18 protein-coding genes are annotated in these 21829 nt (G+C 62.9%); 14 read left to right on the forward strand and 4 right to left on the reverse strand.

From position 1 onward, the window contains the following. The first annotated feature begins 28 nt into the window (after positions 1 to 28). Positions 29 to 994 carry a magnesium/cobalt transporter CorA gene (gene corA / locus GTP58_RS17355; protein WP_072790620.1) on the forward strand — a complete coding sequence of 322 codons (966 nt, stop codon included), beginning with the start codon at positions 29 to 31 and terminating at the stop codon, positions 992 to 994. On the opposite strand, the gene GTP58_RS17360 is transcribed toward corA, so the two are convergent. Next, positions 995 to 1498: a hypothetical protein gene (locus tag GTP58_RS17360; RefSeq protein ID WP_161078514.1), complete on the reverse strand. Its 504-nt coding sequence runs from the start codon at positions 1496 to 1498 to the stop codon at positions 995 to 997. A 139-nt stretch (positions 1499 to 1637) separates the two neighbouring features. Between GTP58_RS17360 and GTP58_RS17365 the strand changes: the two genes are divergently transcribed. Both GTP58_RS17365 and GTP58_RS17370 read left to right on the forward strand, forming a co-directional pair. After that, positions 1638 to 3368, forward strand: coding sequence for an ABC transporter permease subunit (locus GTP58_RS17365; protein WP_161078515.1), 1731 nt, complete (start codon positions 1638 to 1640; stop codon positions 3366 to 3368). Between the two features lie 10 nt (positions 3369 to 3378). Further along, positions 3379 to 4701, forward strand: coding sequence for a nitrate/sulfonate/bicarbonate ABC transporter ATP-binding protein (locus tag GTP58_RS17370; protein WP_161078516.1), 1323 nt, complete (start codon positions 3379 to 3381; stop codon positions 4699 to 4701). Between the two features lie 32 nt (positions 4702 to 4733). Here GTP58_RS17370 and hemL read toward each other — a convergent pair whose 3' ends face one another. Both hemL and GTP58_RS17380 read right to left on the reverse strand, forming a co-directional pair. Then, on the reverse strand, positions 4734 to 6020 hold the full coding sequence (hemL, locus tag GTP58_RS17375; protein WP_161078517.1) for a glutamate-1-semialdehyde 2,1-aminomutase: 1287 nt from the start codon (positions 6018 to 6020) through the stop codon (positions 4734 to 4736). A 19-nt stretch (positions 6021 to 6039) separates the two neighbouring features. Beyond that, positions 6040 to 6885 carry a bifunctional hydroxymethylpyrimidine kinase/phosphomethylpyrimidine kinase gene (locus GTP58_RS17380; RefSeq protein WP_161078518.1) on the reverse strand — a complete coding sequence of 282 codons (846 nt, stop codon included), beginning with the start codon at positions 6883 to 6885 and terminating at the stop codon, positions 6040 to 6042. Between the two features lie 95 nt (positions 6886 to 6980). Between GTP58_RS17380 and GTP58_RS17385 the strand changes: the two genes are divergently transcribed. Genes GTP58_RS17385 through GTP58_RS17410 form a run of 6 tightly spaced genes read left to right on the forward strand, consistent with a single transcriptional unit; the run spans position 6981 to position 16357 of the window. Next, on the forward strand, positions 6981 to 7133 hold the full coding sequence (locus GTP58_RS17385; protein WP_072790635.1) for a rubredoxin: 153 nt from the start codon (positions 6981 to 6983) through the stop codon (positions 7131 to 7133). Between the two features lie 28 nt (positions 7134 to 7161). Beyond that, on the forward strand, positions 7162 to 7554 hold the full coding sequence (locus GTP58_RS17390) for a PleD family two-component system response regulator (RefSeq protein ID WP_072790638.1): 393 nt from the start codon (positions 7162 to 7164) through the stop codon (positions 7552 to 7554). Positions 7555 to 7573: 19 nt separating this feature from the next. Continuing rightward, a complete protein-coding gene (locus GTP58_RS17395; RefSeq protein ID WP_072790641.1) occupies positions 7574 to 7939 on the forward strand; it encodes a PleD family two-component system response regulator in 366 nt (121 codons plus the stop codon). Positions 7940 to 7941: 2 nt separating this feature from the next. Next, the gene (locus GTP58_RS17400; protein WP_161078519.1) at positions 7942 to 8457 is read left to right on the forward strand and encodes a chemotaxis protein CheW; all 516 of its coding nucleotides are present in this window, start codon (positions 7942 to 7944) and stop codon (positions 8455 to 8457) included. 28 nt (positions 8458 to 8485) lie between these two features. After that, positions 8486 to 10810, forward strand: coding sequence for a methyl-accepting chemotaxis protein (locus GTP58_RS17405; RefSeq protein WP_161078520.1), 2325 nt, complete (start codon positions 8486 to 8488; stop codon positions 10808 to 10810). 15 nt (positions 10811 to 10825) lie between these two features. Next, positions 10826 to 16357, forward strand: coding sequence for an Hpt domain-containing protein (locus tag GTP58_RS17410; protein ID WP_161078521.1), 5532 nt, complete (start codon positions 10826 to 10828; stop codon positions 16355 to 16357). A gap of 42 nt (positions 16358 to 16399) precedes the next feature. Here GTP58_RS17410 and GTP58_RS17415 read toward each other — a convergent pair whose 3' ends face one another. Continuing rightward, the gene (locus GTP58_RS17415) at positions 16400 to 17848 is read right to left on the reverse strand and encodes a deoxyribodipyrimidine photo-lyase (RefSeq protein ID WP_161078522.1); all 1449 of its coding nucleotides are present in this window, start codon (positions 17846 to 17848) and stop codon (positions 16400 to 16402) included. 198 nt (positions 17849 to 18046) lie between these two features. Here GTP58_RS17415 and GTP58_RS17420 point away from each other — a divergent pair, with 198 nt between their 5' ends. The 5 genes from GTP58_RS17420 to GTP58_RS17440 are packed head-to-tail and all read left to right on the forward strand — an operon-like array spanning position 18047 to position 21828. After that, the gene (locus tag GTP58_RS17420; protein ID WP_161078914.1) at positions 18047 to 18658 is read left to right on the forward strand and encodes a YqgE/AlgH family protein; all 612 of its coding nucleotides are present in this window, start codon (positions 18047 to 18049) and stop codon (positions 18656 to 18658) included. Then, the gene (gene ruvX / locus GTP58_RS17425; protein ID WP_202413750.1) at positions 18659 to 19045 is read left to right on the forward strand and encodes a Holliday junction resolvase RuvX; all 387 of its coding nucleotides are present in this window, start codon (positions 18659 to 18661) and stop codon (positions 19043 to 19045) included. Next, positions 19042 to 19548 carry a bifunctional pyr operon transcriptional regulator/uracil phosphoribosyltransferase PyrR gene (gene pyrR / locus GTP58_RS17430; RefSeq protein WP_072790652.1) on the forward strand — a complete coding sequence of 169 codons (507 nt, stop codon included), beginning with the start codon at positions 19042 to 19044 and terminating at the stop codon, positions 19546 to 19548. Before ruvX ends, pyrR begins: the two co-directional genes overlap by 4 nt. Positions 19549 to 19552: 4 nt before the next feature. Continuing rightward, a complete protein-coding gene (locus GTP58_RS17435) occupies positions 19553 to 20518 on the forward strand; it encodes an aspartate carbamoyltransferase catalytic subunit (protein WP_072790654.1) in 966 nt (321 codons plus the stop codon). Continuing rightward, positions 20515 to 21828 carry a dihydroorotase gene (locus GTP58_RS17440; RefSeq protein WP_161078523.1) on the forward strand — a complete coding sequence of 438 codons (1314 nt, stop codon included), beginning with the start codon at positions 20515 to 20517 and terminating at the stop codon, positions 21826 to 21828. The genes GTP58_RS17435 and GTP58_RS17440 overlap by 4 nt, the downstream gene beginning before the upstream one ends. Position 21829: the final 1 nt, after the last annotated feature.

The following is a 21829-nucleotide window of genomic DNA, read 5'->3' on the forward strand; positions in this document are numbered from 1 at the left end:
TGCGCTGTTTCCAAAGGCGCGTGTACTCATGATTAATGTTTTCGTTCTCCAGAATGGCCGGCTCAACCAGGTACCTATCGACACGCGCGAAGACCTGGAAAAGGCTGAACCGGTCTGGGTCGACCTGACCGACCCGACGGATGACGAACGGGCCTGGGTCAAGACGATTTATGGCGTGACCCTGCCGGGCGAAGACGAAGTCAAGGACATCGAAGCCTCGGCCCGTTACTACGAAGCGGAAAACGGCGACCTGCACCTGCGCACCGACTTCCTGCTGGAAGAAGAGGACGGCCCGTCGCGCATCGTCACGGTGGCCTTCATCCTGGCGCGCAAGATGCTGTTCTCGGTGCACACCGACGACCTGCCCGTGTTCCGCCTGGTACGCATGCGCGCGCGTTCGCGCCCCGGTTCGATCGTCGATTACATGGACGTGCTGCTGGACCTGTACGCCACCGATGCCGAGTACTCGGCCGACGCGCTGGAAGGCATCTACCAGAACCTGGAAGAAGTCAGCGGCCGCGTGCTGCAGAAAGAATTCACCGACCAGGACGCCGCTGCCGCGCTGAACGCCATCGCCCACGAGGAAGACTTGAATGGCCGTATCCGCCGCAACATGATGGATACGCGCCGCGCGGTCAGCTTTTTGATGCGCGGCCGCCTGCTCAATTCGGAACAGTTTGAAGAAGCGCGCCAGATTCTGCGCGATATCGAATCGCTGGACGGCCACACGTCCTTCCTGTTCGACAAGATCAACTTCCTGATGGACGCCACGGTGGGTTTCATCAACATTAACCAGAACAAGATCATCAAGATCTTCTCGGTGGCCAGCGTGGCCTTCCTGCCGCCGACGCTGATCGCGTCCATCTACGGCATGAACTTCAAGTGGCTGCCAGAACTGGAGTGGGACCTGGGCTACCCGCTGGCCCTGGTCATGATGCTGGCCAGCGCCATCGCCCCGTTCCTCTACTTCCGCCACCGCGGCTGGCTCAAATAATCAGACTGGCTGCGGGTTGAATTCCAGCGACAGGGTGCTGTAGTAGGGCGCCGCGTGCCATTGCTCATGCAGGGCCAGGGCGCGGTCGTAGAGCATTTCCTTGACATTCATTGCCAGCTGGCTGAAGTCGAACGGCGGCTTGTTGCGCGCGGCGCAGGCGGCTGCGGCGCCGGCCAGGAAAGCCGCTTCATCAAACGCGCCGGACCAGAGCTGCGCCTGCAAGCCTTCGACGATCGCTTCGGCCTGCACCGCCTCGGTTTGCACATGCGGATTACTCTTGTCGTGCACCGACTCCATGACGAACTGCGCATCGGCGCCGCGCGCGAGCAGGCTCAGAAAGCCATGGCGCAGCGGCAGCGCCGACTCCACCACGTAGTGCACCAGGTCGTGCGGTAAGATGCCCTGACGTGGCATCAGCGCGTCCGTGCAGCTGCCATTGTTGCGCACAAAGCGCAGCACATCGTACTTGTCGGTCCGGGACCGCTTTTCGGCTATCAGTTTCATAGCTGGCAATTATATATTAGGTAACTTTCACGAATGTAATATATTCGTCGTAATAATCTATTAGAATGGCGCTGGCTAAAAAAGCTCCCTCCTTTGATCTCCACGCGATACCTCCTGTCGCTTTGAGAAAGTAAATGCAATGAACAAGAAACGGCAATTTTTCCCCCGCCAGGTGGTGGAAGCCGGCGGTAACCGCTGGGACTGGGCCTTGCTGCCCATCGTGCTCGCGATCTTCGTGTTGATGGCTTATGGCAGCCAGCAGATGGCGCGTCCGTATGAACTGGGCCAGACCTTGCCGATGACGCTGGATCCCTGGTATCTGCCGTACTACCTGCTGCGCACCACGCTGCGCATGTTTATCGCCATGGGCGCGTCAGTGGTCTTCAGCTGTGTGTTTGCCGCGCTGACCACCAAGTACCGCACCGCGGAAAAGGTCATGGTGCCGATGCTCGACATCCTGCAATCGATACCGATCCTGGGCTTTTTGTCGATTACCGTGACGGCGTTCATCGCACTGTTCCCCGGGAATCTGCTGGGCGTGGAATGCGCTGCCGTGTTTGCGATCTTTACCTCGCAGGCGTGGAATATGGCGTTCTCCGCGTACCAGGGCTTCCGCACGGTGCCGGCCGAATTGTCGGAGGCGGCCAAGGTGTTTCAGCTGTCCGGCTGGCAGCGCTTCTGGCGCCTGGAACTGCCGTATGCCATGCCTGGCCTGCTGTGGAACATGATGATGTCGATGTCGGGCGGCTGGTTCTTCGTGGTGGCGTCGGAAGCCATCGTGGTGTCCAACCAGACCATCAAGCTGCCGGGCATGGGTTCCTACATCGCGCTGGCGATCGAACAGAGTAATCTGGGCGCGATTGGCTGGGCCATCTTTGCCATGCTGATCGCGGTGCTGCTGTATGACCAGCTGTTCTTCCGTCCACTGCTGGCGTGGGCCGACAAGTTCCGTTTCGAGGAAACCGGTAGCGATACTGCGCAGTCGTCGTGGCTGCTGACCTGGCTGCGCCGCACCGACCGCACGCAGCAACTGGTGGAATGGTTTGGCAACCAGCTGTCGCGCTCCATCGCCGTGTTCCGCCTGTCGCATGACGGCACCTCGATCCGCGCGCGCCGCGACCAGCCGTCGGTGGTGCCGCAACGGGTGTGGGATGCGGTGATTGCCGCCGTGGTGTTCTATGCCTTATGGAGTCTGGTGCACTTCATCCGCACCGAAGTCGGTTGGAGCGAGGTAGGGCATGTGCTCATGCTGGGCGTGTACACCATGCTGCGCGTGGTCGTGCTGCTGGCGCTGGCGGCGCTGGTGTGGGTACCGGTCGGAATCTGGATCGGCATGAACCCGCGCTGGGCATCGCGCACCCAGGCCGTGGCGCAGTTTTTGGCCGCATTCCCGGCCAACCTGGTGTTCCCGGTGGCGGTCATCATCATCGTGCGCTACCACCTGAATCCGGACATCTGGCTGTCGCCGCTGATGATCCTGGGCACCCAGTGGTACCTGCTGTTTAACGTGATTGCCGGCGCCTCGACGATACCGACCGAGCTGCGTCATGCCGCCAAAAACTTCGGCCTCACGGGCTGGCTCAAATGGCGCCGCTACCTGCTGCCAGCCATCTTCCCAAGCTTTGTGACGGGCGCGATTACCGCCTCGGGCGGCTCATGGAATGCCGCCATCGTCTCAGAGTTTGTGAGCTGGGGACCGACCACCTTGAAGGCGCATGGCATCGGCAGCTATATCGCCGAGATGACGGCCACTGGCGACTTCCCGCGTATCGCGCTGGGCATCGGCATCATGTGTATTTTCGTGATGGGCTTTAACCACTTCGTCTGGCGCCGTTTGTATACTTTGGCCGAAAGCCGGCTGCATTTCTAGGAACAGAATCATGAGCACTCCTATCGTTGAACTGAAAGCCGTCGGCAAGCATTTCCGTGGCGCCGATGGCTCCGCGCGCTCGGTGCTGGAAGGCGTGGACTTCACGCTGCGCGAAGGCGAGATCGTCGCGCTGCTGGGCCAATCGGGTTCCGGCAAGTCGACCATGCTGCGCATCATGGCGGGCCTGATCCAGGCCGATGAAGGCCAGGTGCTGTATCGCGGTATGCCTTTGTATGGCACGGCGCGCGGGATCCGCATGGTATTCCAGTCGTTCGCGCTGTTCCCGTGGCTGACGGTGCAGAAGAATGTGGAACTGGGCCTGGAAGCGCAGGGCATGCCGCCGGAAGAGCGCGCGCGCCGCGCCGAGAAGGTGATTGACCTGATCGGCCTGTCCGGCTTTGAAGGCGCGCTGCCGCGCGAGCTGTCGGGCGGTATGCGCCAGCGGGTCGGCATCGCCCGCGCGCTGGTGATGGAGCCGGAAGTGCTGCTCATGGACGAGGCGTTTTCGGCGCTGGACGTGCTGACCGGCGAACGCCTGCGCGAAGAAATCCTGGAGCTGTGGCAGTCCGGCCAGATCCCGACCAAGGCCATCCTGGTGGTGTCGCACAATATCGAAGAGGCGGTGATGATGGCCGACCGCGTGCTGATCTTCGCCAGTGATCCGGGCCGCGTGCGCGCCGAGCTGCCGATCTCCTTGCAGCAGCCGCGCAAGGCGGAGAGCGCGGAAGTGCGCCAGCTGATCGACAAGGTGTATGAACTGATGACCGCCAGCTCTGGCCGTCGCGGCAGCGGCGGTGGTCTGATCAGCGAGCGCGAAGTGAAGCTGCAACTGGGCGACCGCCTGCCGCAAGCCGATATCGCACACATGGAAGGTATCCTGGAGCTGCTGGCCGAAGAACCATTCCATGGCCGCGCCGACCTGCCGAAGATCGCCGAAGAAACCGAGTTGACTGACGCCGAATTGCTGGAAGTGCTGAACGCGCTGATCCTGCTGGGCTTTGCCTACCTGACCAACGGCGACATCCTGCTGACGGAGCTGGGCGGGCGTTATGTGAAAGCGGAGAACGCCGAGCGCCAGGCCATGTTCGGCAAACAGCTGCTGGAACACGTGCCGCTGATCGCCTACATCTGCCACGGCCTGGAACAGGACAAATCCGGCGATCTGCCGGAAGACCTGTTCCTCAAGCTGCTGCGCTTTACGCTCAGCGAAGAAGAGGCCGAGCGCGCACTGCGCGTGGCCATCGAGTGGGGCCGCTACGGCGACCTGTTCGAGTACAACTTCAACACCGGCGTGATTCAGCGTTCCGAAGAGGACGAAGAAGAACCTGACTGACGTCACTCCCGCTTTCGCGGGAATGACGGAGATTAAAGCTTGGCGAAGACGCGGCGGGCGGCGGCGATGGTTTCGTCGATGACGTCGTCGGTGTGCTGGGCGGAGACGAAGCCGGCTTCAAACGCCGCCGGCGCGAAGTACACGCCTTCATCGAGCATGCGGTGGAAGAAGACGTTGAAGCGTTCGCGGTCGCCGGCCATCATCTCGGCGTAGTTGTTCGGCGGCGTGACGCTGAAATACAGGCCGAACATGCCGCCCACCGAATCCGCGCAGAAGGCGATGTTGGCGTCTTTGGCCGCAGCCGTCAGGCCAGCCGCCAGGCGCGCTGCCGATGCGCTCAGTTTGTCGTAGAAGCCAGGCTCCTGGATCAGCTTGAGCGTGGTCATGCCCGCTGCCACTGCCACCGGATTGCCCGACAGCGTACCGGCCTGGTAGACCGCGCCCAGTGGCGCCATCTTGCTCATCAGCGCCGCGCTGCCGCCGAACGCTGCCACCGGCAGGCCGCCGCCGATCACTTTGCCCAGCGCCGTCAGGTCCGGCTTGATGCCATACAGTTCCTGCGCGCCGCCCAGCGCCACACGGAAGCCGCACATCACTTCATCGAAGATCAGCACTGCACCGTGTTTGGTGCACAGTGCGCGCAGCGCTTGCAGGAAGGCTTCCGAGGCCTTGATCAGATTCATATTGCCGGCCACCGGTTCCACGATGACGCACGCGATTTCGTCGCCGAAGTTGGCAAAGGCCTCTTCGATCTGCGCCACGTTGTTATAGTCCAGCACCAGCGTGTGCTTGACGAAGTCCTCCGGCACACCCGCCGACGTCGGGTTGCCGAAGGTGAGCAGGCCGCTGCCCGCCTTGACCAGCAGCGAATCCGCATGGCCGTGGTAGCAGCCTTCAAACTTGACGATCTTGTCGCGGCCCGTGGCGCCGCGCGCCAGGCGCAGCGCGCTCATGGTCGCTTCCGTGCCCGACGATACCAGGCGCACCTGCTCGATCGATGGCACCAGGCGCACGATTTCTTCCGCCATCTCGATTTCCGCTTCGGTCGGCGCACCAAACGACAGGCCGCGCGCAGCGGCTTCCTGCACCGCTTTCACCACGGTCGGATGGGCATGGCCGACAATCGCCGGCCCCCAGGAGCCGATGTAGTCGATATAGCGCTTGCCATCCGCGTCCCAGAAGTACGGGCCTTCGGCGCGGGTGATGAAACGCGGCGTGCCGCCCACCGAGCGGAAGGCGCGCACCGGCGAATTGACGCCGCCCGGCGTGGTTTTCTGGGCGCGTTCGAACAGCTGGTCGTTTTTGGAAATCGTAGTCATGATGGCATCTTCTTAATTTTTATTGCATGTCCTCGGCGGACTGCAAATGGAAAAAGCGGTTGGGCACAAATTTGCCCATCCCGTAGCGCTGCGCATGCGCCAGCGCGCCGACAGTGTACTCCTGTGCGGCCGCCACTGCTTCTGGGGCGTCGGCGCCGCGCGCCATGAAGGCGGTCATTGCTGCCGACAGCGTGCCGCCGGCGCCGATAAACGGCCCCGCCAGATGCTGCCAGGCGTCGTGGCTGATGACGCCATCGGCGCCGTACAAGGTATTGGCCAGCGTGTTGGGCGCCGCCGGATCGCCCGCATTGCCGGACGAGGTACCGGTGACCAGCACAAATTCGCAGCCCAGGGCCAGTAAATGCTCGACATCCGACTCCAGCGTGTCCTCGCCGGCCTCGCGCCACGTTTCCGCCAGGCGTCCCAGCTCAACTTGCGATAGCATGACCACCGTGGCCTGTGGAATCAGCAATTGGCGCAGGGCGGTCAGCAGGTCTTCCGCATCGTCTTCGGGCGGCTGCGGCAGGCGTGAACTGAAGGGGTCAAGCACCAGCGGGGCATCGGGATAATCGGACAGGATTTCGGCGATCGCGGCCACCTGCTCGATATTGGTGATGGCGCCGACCTTGAAGGCGGCCATGGTCATGTCTTCGAGCAGCACGCGGGCCTGGTCGGCCACCCAGTCCGGGTCGATGTCCTGGAGATCTTCAACGCCAGCGCTGTCGCCGATCAGCAACGCAGTGGTGACCGCTGTGCCGGTACAGGACAGGGCCGAAAAAACCGCCAGGTCGGCCTGGACACCGGAGGCGCCAGCCGGATCGGCAGCACCGAAGCTCAATATAAGAGGAGAAGTTTGGTTTTGCACGGCGGGTAGATTAAGATACCTAATTCAGCATTTTACTAGATTGAGGGTGGCAAAACGTGAGTAGCAACGAAACAACGCAGGAGTTCCAGACCTGGATGTGCCTGATCTGTGGCTGGATCTACGATGAAGCAGCCGGCCTGCCGGATGAAGGCATTGCTGCCGGCACCCGTTGGGCTGACGTCCCGATGAACTGGAGCTGCCCGGAATGCGGCGCCCGCAAGGACGATTTCGAGATGGTAGCCATCTGATTTTAACGCGCCGCCCGGCCTAGCGACTATGAACTCTGCTCTGAAAATCATGGTGATCGACGACAGCAGCACCATTCGTCGCTCCGCTGAGATCTTCCTGACCCAGGCCGGTTATCAGGTGGTGCTGGCCGAGGATGGCTTTGACGCCCTCGCCAAAATCAACGATCACCACCCGGCGCTGGTCTTCTGCGACATCCTCATGCCGCGCCTGGACGGCTATCAGACCTGCGCACTGATTAAAAAAAGCGCAAAATTCCATGCCACGCCCGTGTTGATGCTGTCCTCGAAGGATGGCCTGTTCGACCGCGCGCGGGGCAGCATGGTCGGCGCCGTTGCCTATCTGACCAAACCTTTTACCAAAGACAGCCTGCTGGCCGCGGTGCGCGAGCACACCGGCGGCGCTGCTGGAATACCAGAATAAGAAAGCCCCAGGGGGAAATATGGCCATACAACGCATTCTGATCGTCGATGATTCGCCCACGGAGCGCTATTACCTCAACGATATCCTGACCAGGAATGGCTACACCGTGACGGTGGCCGAAAGCGGTGAGGAAGCGCTCATCAAGATCAAGACCGACAAGCCGGAGCTGATCCTGATGGATGTGGTGATGCCGGGGGCGAACGGCTTCCAGGTCACGCGCTCCATCGCGCGCGACCCCGAGTTGAAGGATGTCCCCATCATTATCTGCTCCAGCAAAAACCAGGAGACTGACCGCATCTGGGGCCTGCGCCAGGGCGCCAGGGACTATCTGGTCAAGCCGGTGGATGCGGCTGAACTGCTGGCCAAGATCGCGGCCCTCGGCTAACGATGAGCGGCCCTACGCCAGGGACAGAACGCCGCAGCCGCCTGCGCCAGTACCAGGTGCAGCTGCTGGAGCGCATGCAGGCCGCCAAGACCGGCGCGCCGGAAGGCGGGCGTGAACTGGGTGTGCTGATCGGCGGGCATCAGTGCCTGCTGGACCTGACGCAGATCAGCGAGATCGTACCACTGCAGACCGCGACGCCAGTGCCGCTGACGCAGGACTGGTATCTGGGCCTGGTGAATATCCGCGGCCACCTGACCGGCGTGATCGACCTGGCGCGCTATCTGCAGCAGTCTGCGGGCGATGCCGCATTGTCGGAACGGCGGCTGATTACCTTTGCGCCCCCACTGGGCTTCAACTGCGCGCTGCTGGTGGAGCGCGTGCTGGGCCTGCGCAAGCTGGCTGACATGGAAGCGCTGCCGTCGGATGCGTTCCGCGACAGCGAAGGGCAACAATGGCGGCGCATCGACCTGGCGCAGCTGGTGCAGGAAGCAAGGTTTGTACAAGTAGGGCTGGTATAGCAGGCAAACACTAATCCGGAGAGGGTGTATGGCTTTTAAGGGTATTTTCTCGCGCGGCAGCCGGAATGCCGCCCAGGATGCGGCCGCGAACTCGGAGTTTGGCGATTCGCAGTTCCTGCACACCGCCGCCGCCGGCACGCCCGCGCCGCCGGCGTCCATGTCCACGCCCACGTCCGCAGCTGACGATAGCGACGCCGCGCCACTGCGCCTGCGCGATGCGCTGGGACGCCGCCGGCCGCCCGCTCCTGTCGAAACCGGTCCCGGATTCAAGCTGCCGCTGATCGGCCATCTGCCGGCACAACGCCAACTGAGCGTGCTGTCGACCGCACTGGCGGTCTCGCTGGGCCTGAGCGCCGTGTTCGTGGCCTTCAATACCATCCACAGCGCCAACCGCTCGGCGCAAACCCAGGTGGCCAGCGATGCGCTGATGCATTCGCAGCGCATCGGCAAGGCGGCGCCAAACGCGGTGCAGGGCAGCGTGGAGGGCTTCCGCCAGCTGGAGGAGAGCCGCAAGGAACTCAATAACGACATCAACCTGATGACGCGCGGCGGCCAGTACCAGGGCCGTTCCATCGGCGAGCCGCGCTCCGACATCGCCGTGGTGGTGGCTGCCGCGCGCAAGCAATGGACCGCAACCGATCTTGCTGCCGGCACCATCCTGACGCTCAAGGCGGACCTGAGCGGCATGGACAAGACGCTGCAAACGCTGAACGAAATGTCGCCCGATCTGCTGGTGCGTACCGAAGACATCATCGGCCTCAAAGTACAGCGAGGCGCCTCGGCGCGCGAGATCGCCGCGCTGGGCAAGCTGACCATGCTGACCCAGCGCATGAGCCGCAGCGCCAGTGAATTCCTCACCGCAGGCGGCATCAGCTCGGAAACCGCTTTCCAGCTGGGGCGTGATACCACGGTGTTCCGCAATACCATCGACGGCTTCCTGAGTGGCAGCGTGCCGCAAGGGCTGGCCGCCGTGCGCGAACCGGACCTGCGCGCCAAATTCACTGAGCTGCGGGGCGCTTTCGAGGAGTACCAGAAGCTGGTGACGGCCATCCTGGACAAGCTGGATAAATTCAACGCCGCCAAAGCGGCCGAACAGCTGATCTTCAACGATAACGAAGCACTGCGCCAGCGCCTCGGCGTTTTACAGCAGGCTTACCGCGAAAATCAGGACTCGCTCGACATCACCTTCTGGCTGATGGTGGCCGGCGGCATGATGACGCTGGTGACGGCCGCCGCGATTGGCCGCGTGCTGCTGATGGATTCACACAACCGCACGCGCGGCGCGGAACGCCGCCGCCAGGAAGCGGAAGCCATGCGCCAGCAGGCGCAGCGCCAGGAAGAGGAAGCCAAGTCGATGAACGACCAGAATCAGGCGGCGATCCTGCGCCTGATGAACGAGTTGCAGGAAGTGGCGGATGGCGATTTGACGGTGCAGGCCACGGTGTCCGAAGACATCACCGGCGCGATTGCCGATTCGGTCAACTACACGGTAGAGGAACTACGGGGCCTGGTGGGGCGTGTGACGGCGACAGCCGAACAGGTGACCAAGGCCTCCACGCACGCGCAAAGCATCTCCAGCGATCTGCTGTCGGCATCGCAGCAGCAGTCGCGCGAAATCCAGGATGCGTCGTCCACCGTGGTGACGATGGCCAACGAGATTACCGATGTGTCGCGCTCCGCCAGCGAATCGGCGGACGTGGCGCGCCAGTCGGTCGCTGCGGCGCAGCAGGGTTCGACGGCGGTGGAAAACGCCATCAAGGGCATGCACGAGATCCGCGAGCAGATTCAGGATACGTCCAAGCGCATCAAGCGGCTGGGCGAATCGTCGCAAGAGATTGGCGAGATCACCGAGCTGATTTCCGACATTACCGAACAGACCAACGTGCTGGCGCTGAACGCCGCGATTCAGGCTGCCTCCGCGGGGGAAGCGGGGCGCGGCTTCTCGGTGGTGGCGGAAGAGGTGCAGCGGCTGGCGGAGCGCTCGGCCGAAGCGGCCAAGCAGATCGGCGCGCTGGTGCGCACGATTCAGACCGACACCCACGACGCGGTGGCGGCGATGGAAAAATCCACGCAGGGCGTGGTGGAAGGCGCGCGCCTGTCCGACGCGGCTGGCGCGGCGCTGCATGATATTTCGCAGGTGTCCAACCGTCTGGCGGAGCTGATTTCCGGCATCGCGCAGGCGACCGGGCAGCAGGCCACGTCGGCATCCGGCGTGGCGCAGAACATTCAGCATATTCTCGCGGTGACGGAGCAGACCCAGGACGGCACGCAGCAAACCGCACAATCGATTCACAAGTTATCGGTGCTGGCGCAGGAGTTGAAGAACTCCGTGGCACGATTCCGCATCGCTTAAAGGCCGAGACCAAGCATGACCACAACTGATTTATCGACACCACAGCAGCCGCAATTCGACACTGGCCCTTTATCATGGGTGATGGTGGAAATTCGCGAGTCGCTGGCACGTTCGCGCACCGCGCTGTTTGAGGCGGGTGGACGGGCGCCGGAAGATCAGGCTACCCAGCTGCAGCATGCGAAGTCGCATTTGCATCAGGCCCATGGCGCCTTGCAGATGGTGGATGTGGATGGCGTCAGCCAGATGACGGCAGTGGCCGAGGCGGCGCTGGACGCCTTCAAGGCGGGGACGCTCAAGTGCAGCGCCGATAACGCACAGGCGGTGGCGCAGCTGTATCAGGCGCTGGTGGAGTATCTGGAAGAGCTGCTGCAAGGGGCGCCATCGCAGCCGGTGAAGCTGTTCCCTTACTACCGCGCCGTGCAGGAGATGCTGGGTGTGGAGCGCATCCACCCGGCGGATTTGTTCTATCCCGACCTGTCGCAGCCGGTGCATGTGCCAGCGGCCACCGATGCGTCCGATGCGTCCGATGCGTCCGCGCCGGACTACGCGGCCTTCCGCCAGCGCTTCGAGCGCGCGTTGCTGCCTTATATGAAATCGGCCGACGCTGCGCAGCAGCAGGAACTGGCGGCGCCGCTGCTGGACGCCGTCAAGCTGGTGGCCGATGCCCAGCAGGACGACGCGGCGCGCACGTTCTGGCTCACGATGCAGGGCTTTGCGGAGCTGGTGGCTGGCGGCCAGCTGGCTGGCGGTTTGTACGTGAAGCAGTTGTTCGGCTTGATCAATTTGCAGATCCGCCGTTTGAGCCAGGGGACAGCGGCGCAGCCGGAAGCGATACTGCGGGATGCCTTGTTCTTCATTGCGACCGCAGGCAGCGAATCGGCGTCGTCCATCGTGCAGCAGTTGCGTGGCGCGTTTGCGCTGGACGGCCTGGCGTCCACGGACTATGAAACGCGGCGCTACGGCCAGGTCGATACGGAAGCGCTGGAACGTGCCAAACACGGCATCGCGCAAGCCAAGACATACTGGGATCGCCTGGCGGCAGCGGAAATCGATCCAGCGCTGGATGCTTCGTTTGACGCTGCGCTGCATGACGTGGCGGCGGAGTGTGACAGGCTGAATCTGTCCGCGCTGGGCGCTTTGCTGCGCCAGTTGGCCGATGTGGCGCGCAAAGCCGTCTCCGCAGGCCGCAGCGAGGAGCTGGCGCTGGAAATGGCGACGGCCTTGCTGTTTGCGGAGCACGGCCTGCAGCACGTCCGTCATCTGCCGGATGATTTTGCGGCGCACGCCGATACCATAGGCGCGCGCTTGCTGGCGCTGGTGTCCGGTGAGACTCCACCGGAGCCGGCGAAGTGGCAAAAGGGTCTGGCGCATCAGATGCAGCAGGACGATACGGTCATCGCGCTGGCGATGGAGATGAAGACCGGCTTGCGCCAGGTGGAGAAGGGGCTGGATGATTATTATGCCGATCCGTCCAGACGTCCAGCGCTGCTGGAGCTGGAGCCGGTGCTGCATCAGCTGCAAGGTGCGCTGGCGGTGCTGGACCAGGAAGGTGCGATGCACGCCGCGCAGCATGTGAAGGCGATGGTGTCGGCATTGGCCCATGGCGAGGGTGATCCTTCTGCTGAGCCGAAGGCGCTGGATGACATTGCGCAGAACGTCGGCGCGCTGGGCTTCTTTGTGGATATGCTGGCGCAGAATGCGGCGGGTGCGCGCGAGCGATTTGTGTTCGATGCTGCACAAGGCACGTTCCGTTCGGTGCCGTTCAAGAAAATGGCGGCGTCGGACTCGATACCGGTACTGGATGAGCAGGTGCCGGCGCCCGCGCCGCTGTCGATGCCGGTCGAGACGCCGCCACCGGCCGCCAGCGACGCTGCGGTGGAGGCGGAGCTGCTGGAGATCTTTATCGCCGAGGCGCAAGAGGTGCTGGTGTTTGTGGATGCCACGCTGGCCAGGCCGCGCGTGGAGTCTGGCAGTGAAGAGAATCTGACCATGCTGCGGCGTTCCTTCCATACGCTGAAGGGCAGCGGACGTATGGTGGGCTTGAACCAGTTTGCCGATGCTGCTTACGCTATCGAGAAGGTGATGAATGTCTGGCTGGCAGAAGCACGGCCAGCGACCGATGCATTGTTTGATTTGCTCGACGCTGCGGCGCGTGAGATGTCGGCCTGGGTGGCGGAGCTGGTCGCCAACGGCATTTCGCACCGCAGCGCTGATGCCATCATTGACGCCGCCGCGCGGGTACAGGAAGGCGGCGAGCCAGCCTTGCCGCCAGCTGTTGAGGAAATTGAAGCCATCGCCGCGCCTGACGAACCAGTCGTCACTGAGCCAATCACGCCGCCTGTCGTCAGCCATGGCAATGTCATCGAGTTCCCGACTATCACGCCGCCAGCCGCGCCGCGTGACGACAACATTAAGCACATCGGCGATCTGGAAATTCCTCTGCCGCTGTACAACATCTACCTGCACGAATCCGATGACCTGGTGCGCAAGCTGGTGCAGGACTTCGGCGAATGGCGCCACGAGCCTCGCCGTCCGGTGAATCCGGACGCTTTGCAGGCCTCGCACACACTGGCGGGCACCTCCGGCACGGTTGGTTTCAACGTCCTGCGCGAACTGGCGCTGGCGCTGGAGTCCGCGCTGGAGGTGCTGTTGCCGCCAGCGCCGCATCTGGATCAGGTTCAACATGATCTGCTGGACTTCACCATGGAGCGCATCCGCCAGATGCTGCAAAGCTTCGCAGCAGGCGAATTGCCATCTGCGCAGCCGGAACTGATCGGCGCTTTGCATGGCTTGCGCGATGAGCTGATGGCGACGCCGCCTGCAGCCAGCAATGAGATCGAGGCGCGGCTTGATAGCCTGGTGGCTGAGACCATGGATGGTCTGAACGCTGCGCCGGAAGCACCGCAGGAATCCGCGCTGGATACGCTGTTCCGCGAGACCTACAACGCTATCAGTGGCACCGTGCCGGAATCGGAAGCGCCGGTCGCGCCGCCAGTGAAGAAAAAGCCGGAAGTGCATATCGATGACGGCATCGATGATTTGTTCAACGCCGCGTTTGACGATGCCTTTGCTGAGCCACCATTGAAGATCGCCGCGCCGCTCGCACCCGAGCCGGAGTTGGAGCCTGCAGCGCCAGCGCCTGCGCCAGTTGAAGCAGATCCGTTCGACGCTGGAACGGATTTCATCGCGCCTGCGCCAGTCATTGCGGACGCGGCGCCGCTCGAACCCGAGCCAGAGATCGAGCCGCCTGCCGAGCCGGCGGGCGCAGCACCGGTGGTCGAGCCAGACGCCGAGGTGATCGCGCTGGCACCGGCCGAGCCGGAAATCCTGACCGCAGCTCCCGCCGTCTTCCACGACGAACTGGATGCCGACCTGCTGCCAGTTTTCCTGGAAGAGGGCGCCGACCTGCTGCCACAGGTAGGCGAAGCATTGCGCGCCTGGCAGCACAATCCGGCCGATGTCTCGCAAGCCCAGAGCCTGCTGCGCCTGCTGCACACCGTCAAAGGCAGCGCGCGCATGGCGGGTGCGATGCGCCTCGGCCAGCATTGCCATGAAATCGAAACCCACATCGAAAACATGGTACATGCCGGCTCCGCAACGCCGCACGCTTTCGAAGAACTGCTGGCCCACTACGACCACGCGCTGCTGCTGTTCGAACAATTGCAACGCCCGGACACGCTGCTAACCGACGCACCGCCTGAGTCAATGGAGAGCGATGCAGCCGCCGCCCTACCTGCCGTACCGGCCGACGAAGCCCAGGCTAGCACCAAATCGCCATTGGTCCGCGTCCGCGCCGACATTCTTGACCGCCTGGTGAACCAGGCCGGTGAAGTGTCGATCTCACGCTCACGGTTGGAAAACGAAGTCGAAACCCTGCGCACCTCACTGAGCGACTTCTCCGACAACCTGGCCCGCTTGCGCCGCCAACTGCGTGAAATCGAAATGCAGGCCGAATCGCAGATCGCTTCGCGCATGTCGATTTCCACCGAACGTGAATTCGACCCACTGGAATTCGACCGCTTCACCCGTCTGCAAGAACTCACCCGCATGATGGCCGAAAGCGTCAACGACGTCGCCAGCTTCCACGAAAGCCTGACCCGCAGCGTCGATAACGCCCACGGCGACCTTACCCAGCAAGCCCGCCTGACGCGCGACCTGCAACGTGACCTGATGCGCGTGCGGATGGTGCCATTCGCCAGCATTGCCGAACGCCTGTTCCGCGTTGCCCGCCAAAGCGCCAAGGACGTGGACAAGCGCGTCAATCTCGATATCCGTGGCGGTTCGGTGGAGCTGGACCGCAGTGTGCTGGAACGCATGTCCGCACCGTTCGAACACCTGCTGCGCAACGCCATCGCCCACGGCGTGGAGTCGCGCCAGGGCCGCACTGCCGCAGGCAAGAATGAAATAGGCGAACTGCTGGTGCAGGTGGCGCAGGAAGGCAATGAAGTCGTGATTGAATTCAGCGATGACGGCGGCGGCCTGGATCTGGACCGCATCAAGGCCAAGGCCATCAGCGTCGGCCTGCTGCACGAGGGCGAGGACGCCAGCGATACGCAAATCGCCGACCTGATTTTCGAACCCGGCTTTTCCACCGCCGAGTCGCTGACCGAGCTGTCGGGGCGCGGCGTCGGCATGGATGTGGTGCAGTCGGAAGCGCAAGCGCTGGGTGGCCGCGTGGATATGTACTCGGAACGCGGCAAAGGTACGCGTTTTGCGATCCGCCTGCCGCTGACCTTGGCCGTCACGCAGGTCGTGCTGCTGGCCGCTGGCGGCAAGACCTACGCCCTGCCAGCGATTCTGGTTGAGCAGGTGGTGCAAATGAAGGAAGCTGCCCTCGGCGAAGCACGCGAGCAAGGCATGCAGTACCTGCCGACGCTGTTGGGCGATACCGCGCAGCCGCCGGTGCAGCGCTCAGCGCCGGTGATGATGCTTAAGAATGGCAACGAGCATCTGGCGCTGCAGGTGGATGAGGTGCTGGGCAATCGCGAGGTGGTCATCAAGAACATCGGCCCGCAGCTGTCGCGCATGGTCGGCATCGCCGGCGCCACGGTGCTTGGTACCGGCGACATTGTGCTGATCTTGAATCCGGTCGCGCTGGCGCAGCATCTGGCACACCATCCCGAAGTGAAGGCGCACTATGCGCAAGTGGCGGCGGACAGCCCTGCGGTGACGCCGCAAGTTGGCCGCACCATCATGGTGGTGGACGATTCGCTGACGGTGCGGCGCGTGACGCAGCGCCTGCTGGAGCGCGAAGGCTATCGCGTGCTGCTGGCCAAGGATGGCGTGGATGCGTTGGAGCAGCTGCAGGAAACCTCGCCGGACCTGATGCTGGTCGATATCGAAATGCCGCGCATGGACGGCTTCGATCTGACCCGCAATGTGCGCGGCGATGAACGCACCAGGCACATCCCCATCATCATGATTACCTCGCGCAGCGCGGACAAGCACCGCAACGTAGCGCTGGAATTGGGCGTGAATGCCTACTTCGGCAAGCCGTTCCAGGAGGATGTGCTGCTGGAGGCGATCAGCGGCTTGCTGCACCGCTGAACCCCGCACACCGAGACAGTCAGGGTCTGACCCTGTACGGGGTCAGACCCTTTCGGTTGCGGGTTTCTTCACTACCTCGTAGCGCTCAAGCGTGCGTTTGCGCGCTTCGTCGTGCTTGACGATGGGCGCGGGATAGCCTGGCGCCAGCATGCGCGGCGCCAGCCATGGCGCGTGGATTTCCTTGTTGCTCAACTCTTTCAGTTGCGGCAGGTAGCGGCGGATGAATTTCCCTTCGCCGTCAAACTTCTCCGACTGCGACACCGGATTGAAGATGCGGAAGTAGGGCTGTGCATCGCAGCCGGACGACGACGCCCACTGCCAGCCGCCGTTGTTGGACGCCAGATCAAAGTCGTTGAGGTGCAGCGCGAAATACGCTTCGCCGCGGCGCCAGTCGATGCCGAGGTCTTTGGTCAGGAAGCTGGCCACCACCATGCGCAAGCGGTTGTGCATCCAGCCGGTCTGGTTAATCTGCAGCATGGCCGCATCCACCAGCGGATAGCCGGTGCGGCCTTCGCACCACGCGGCGAACATCTGGTCCGCTTCCGGCCCGGTTTCCCATTCGATGGCGTCATAGGCGGGCTTGTAGGACGCGCCCACCACATGCGGATTGTGGAACAGGATCATGGCGTAGAACTCGCGCCAGATCAGTTCCGACAGCCAGACGGCCGCGCCTTCGCCGCCAGCGCCGCGTTCCTGCAGATCCACGATCGTGCGGACCAGATGGCGCACCGACAGCGTGCCAAAACGGAAGTGCACGGAGAGGTAGGATGGGCCTTTGACGGCCGGATAATCACGCGCCACATTGTAGTCGGCGATGCGCGATAAAAAATCTTCAAACAAGGCCGAGGCGCCCGACATGCCGGTCGGGATTTTCAGCTCGGCCAGGTTGCTCGGCTCGAAGCCCAGGTCCGCCAGTGTGGGCAGCGCCGGTGCGTGCGCTGGACGCGGCGCCAGGCGCGCCGCATGCGGTTCGATGTTGTACGGCGCCAGCACCGACGGATCGGCCGCCAGTTTCTTCAGCCACGCGTTCTTGTACGGCGTGAACACCGAGAACACGCCGCCGGTCTGCGACAGCACCTCGCTCTTTTCAAAAATCACCTGGTCCTTGTAGCTGGCGAACTGGCGGCCGGCGGCGCGCAGGCTGCGTTCCACCGTGGCGTCGCGTTCTATCGCTTGCGGCTCATAATCGTGGTTGCAGAACACCGCTTCCACGCCGAGTTCCGCCGCCAGCGCCGGGATTTCATGCACCGGATCGCCATGCCGCACGATGAGATGGCCGCCCATCTGCTCCAGCTCGGATGCCACTTCGGCAATGCTGGCGTGGATGAAGTCAACGCGGCGATCGCGGCGCGGCAGGGTGTCCAGGATCGTGGTGTCGTAGACAAAAACGCAATATACCTTGTCGCTTTCCAGCAGCGCCTGATGCAGGGCAACGTGGTCAAAAACACGCAGATCGCGGCGTAGCCATACGAGGGAAGAAGTCAGTTTCATTCGGTCTGTATCAATCTTGTGGGGGACGCAATCGTAGATCCGGCCCCAATTCAGTGTAAACTAGAGGGTAAACAGAGTTGCTAGCCGCGCGATACTACAGTAATTGTCAGCAGCACAGAGAGAACACGCACCCCAGCAGAGAGAGCAACTTGTATGAAGAAGAGCAAAATAGGCAAAACTCTACCTGTAGCCGGCTTGATGCAGGACGCCGACGATTCCCTGGAACCCATCGGCGCCGTCACGGCTTCTACCCTTAATCTCGCAAATCATTTCCTTATAGCAATGCCATCCATGCAGGATCCGGTCTTCGGCGGCACGGTGGTGTATGTTTGTGAGCACAATGAAAACGGTGTGTTGGGCGTGGTGATCAACAAGCCCACCGACATGACCATGCACACGCTGTTCGAACGCATCGACCTCAAGGTTGATCACGGCCTGGAAGGCCATGACGACGAACCGATCATGTTTGGCGGCCCGGTGCAGGATGACCGCGGCTTCGTGCTGCATACGCCTGGCCACCGCTATTCGTCCTCGCTGACGGTGACCAAGGACATCGCCTTCACCACGTCCATCGACGTGCTGGAAGCGGTGGCCGCCGGCGAAGGTCCGCCGCGCATGCTGGTCTCGATCGGCTACTCGGGCTGGAGCCCGGGCCAGCTGGAAGAAGAGATCAGCCGCAATGGCTGGCTGACAGTGGGCGCCGATCCGGAAATCCTGTTCAATATGCCGATTGAAGACCGCTACACGGCGGCCATGCGCCTGCTGGGTATCGATCCGCTGATGCTGACCTCCGAGGCGGGCCACGCGTAAATGAGCATAGAAACAGTCTTTGCTTTTGACTTCGGCGTAAAACGCATCGGTGTGGCCATGGGTAACACCATGCTGCTGCAGGCGGAGCCCCTCAAAGTCATCAACGCCATCGACAATGCCACGCGCTTTGCCGATATCCAGAAAATGCTCGACGAATGGAAGCCTGCCCGGCTGGTGGTCGGGCTGCCCATGCACCCGGACGGCGCAGAACACGAAATGACGGCGCGGGCGCGCCGTTTTGCTAATCAATTGAATGGCCGCTTTAACCTGCCGGTGGAGCTGGTCGACGAACGCTATTCCTCGGCCGTGATTTCGGCCAAACGCGGCGAGGTGATTGACGACCGCGCCGCCGCCATCATTCTGCAACAATACTTCGACTCCCTATGACCCTGAATCCCAACCAACTCGATGCCGAAGCGCTGTACGCGACGCTGCTGGCCGATGTGAAAGCCGGCCTGGCCGGCGTGCCGGATGTCGCGATTGTCGGCATCCACTCCGGCGGCGCCTGGATCGCTGAGCGCCTGGCGGCTGACCTGGGCCTGTCGGCGCGCTGCGGCGTGCTGGATGTGTCCTTCTACCGCGACGACTACGCCAAGAAGGGCCTGCCGGCCGAGGTCAAGCCGACCAACATCACCTTTGACGTCGCCGCCGCCAACATCCTGCTGGTGGACGACGTGCTGTACACCGGCCGCACCACGCGCGCCGCCATCAACGAGCTGTTTGACTACGGCCGCCCGGCGCGCATCATGCTGGCCGCGCTGGTTGACCGTGGCGAGCGCCAGCTGCCGGTCGCCGCCGATTTCGTCGCCGCCAAGGTCGCTGTGCCTGCGGGCCAGGCGCTGGTGCTCAAGCGCACCGATGATGACAAATTCACGCTAACTATCGAATAAGACCATGCTTAATCCGCAACTGAACAAACACGGCGAGCTGCAGCACTTGCTGTCGATTGAGGGACTGCCCAAGTCCATCCTCAATCACATTCTGGACACCGCCTCGTCCTTCGTCGGCATCTCCGACCGCGACGTGAAAAAAGTGCCGCTGATGCGCGGAAAATCGGTGTTCAACCTGTTCTTCGAGAACTCGACCCGTACCCGCACCACGTTTGAAATCGCCGCCAAGCGCCTGTCGGCGGACGTCATCAACCTGAACATCCAGGCTTCCTCGACCAGCAAGGGCGAGTCGCTGCTGGACACCATCGACAACCTGGCGGCGATGCACGCCGACATGTTCGTGGTGCGCCACGCGCAATCGGGCGCACCGTACCTGATCGCCAAGCACCTGATGGAGACCAAGCAGAATCACGTGCACGTGGTAAACGCGGGCGATGGCCGCCACGCGCACCCGACGCAAGGCCTGCTGGACATGTACACCATCCGCCACTACAAGAAGGACTTCACCAACCTGCGCGTGGCGATTGTCGGCGACATCCTGCACAGCCGCGTGGCCCGTTCGGACATCCACGCACTGACCTCGCTGGGCGTGCCGGAAGTGCGCGCGATCGGCCCGCACACGCTGCTGCCAGGTGGCCTGGAGCAGATGGGCGTGCGGACCTTTACCAATATGGATGAAGGCCTGAAAGACGTTGACGTCATCATCATGCTGCGCCTGCAGAATGAACGCATGAGCGGCGCGCTGCTGCCGTCGGCGGGCGAATACTTCAAGAGCTACGGCCTGACGCCGGAACGCCTGGCGCTGGCCAAGCCGGACGCCATCGTCATGCACCCGGGGCCGATGAACCGCGGCGTGGAGATCGACTCCGCCGTGGCAGACGGCGCGCAGGCAGTGATCCTGCCGCAGGTGACCTTTGGTATCGCAGTCCGTATGGCTGTCATGAGCATCGTCGCAGGAACGCAAGCATGAACGCATTGAATAAAAATATCCACATCAAGAACGGCCATGTGATCGATCCGGCCAACGGCATCGACGGCCTCAACGACCTTTATATCGCCGACGGCAAAGTGCTGGCGGTAGGCGCCGCACCGGCGGGTTTCACTGCGGACGAAACCATCGACGCCATCGGCCTGATCGTCTCGCCAGGTTTCGTCGACCTGTCGGCGCGCCTGCGCGAACCGGGCTTTGAATACAAGGCCACGCTGCAATCGGAAATGCAGGCGGCCATGCAAGGCGGCGTCACGAGCCTGATCTGCCCACCGGACACCGATCCGGTGCTGGACGAACCAGGCCTGGTTGAAATGCTCAAACACCGCGCGCGCCAGCTGAACCAGGCGCACGTGCACCCACTGGGCGCGCTGACGGTCGGCCTGAAAGGCCAGTCGCTGACCGAGATGGTTGAACTGACCGGCTCCGGCTGCATCGGCTTCTCGCAAGCGGAAGAACCGGTCACCGACACCAATGTACTGCTGCGCGCCATGCAGTACGCCAAGACCTTCGGCTACACCGTGTGGCTGCGTCCACAGGATGCGTACATCGGCCGTGGCGGCGTGGCCGCTTCCGGTCCGCTGGCGTCGCGCCTGGGCCTGTCCGGCGTGCCCGTGATGTCGGAGACCATCGCGCTGCACACCATCTTTGAACTGATGCGCGCCACCGGTGCGCGCGTGCACCTGTGCCGCATTTCGTCGTCCGCTGCGCTGGAGCTGATCCGCAACGCCAAGCAGGAAGGCCTGCTGGTCACCTGCGACGTCGGTGTCCACCACGTTCACCTGACGGACGCCGATATCGGCTTCTTCGATTCCAACGCGCGTTTCACGCCGCCATTCCGCAGCCAGCGCGACCGCGATGCGATCCGCCGGGGCCTGCTGGATGGCACCATCGACGCACTGTGTTCGGACCACACGCCAGTGGACGACGACGAAAAGCTGCTGCCATTTGCCGAAGCCTCGCCAGGCGCCACCGGCCTGGAACTGCTGCTGTCGCTGACGCTGAAATGGGCCGAGGACTACGCTGTGCAACAGGATACGGGAGCGCAGCGTCCACTGTCGCGCGCACTGGCCCGCATCACGTCGGAAGCCGCGCGTGTCGCTGGCCTGGCCGCTGGCACGCTGTCGGTTGGCGCGGTCGCGGACGTGGTGCTGTTCGACGCTGGCGCCCACTGGACGGTGGAAGCCTCCGCCCTGGCCAGCCAGGGCAAGCACACGCCGTTCCTGGGCTACAACCTGGCGGGCCAGGTGAAAACGACCATCGTGGCCGGCCACGTTGCTTACCAACGCTGAT

The sequence above is a fragment of the Duganella sp. CY15W genome (assembly GCF_009857555.1).
GTDB lineage: Bacteria > Pseudomonadota > Gammaproteobacteria > Burkholderiales > Burkholderiaceae_D > Rugamonas > Rugamonas sacchari.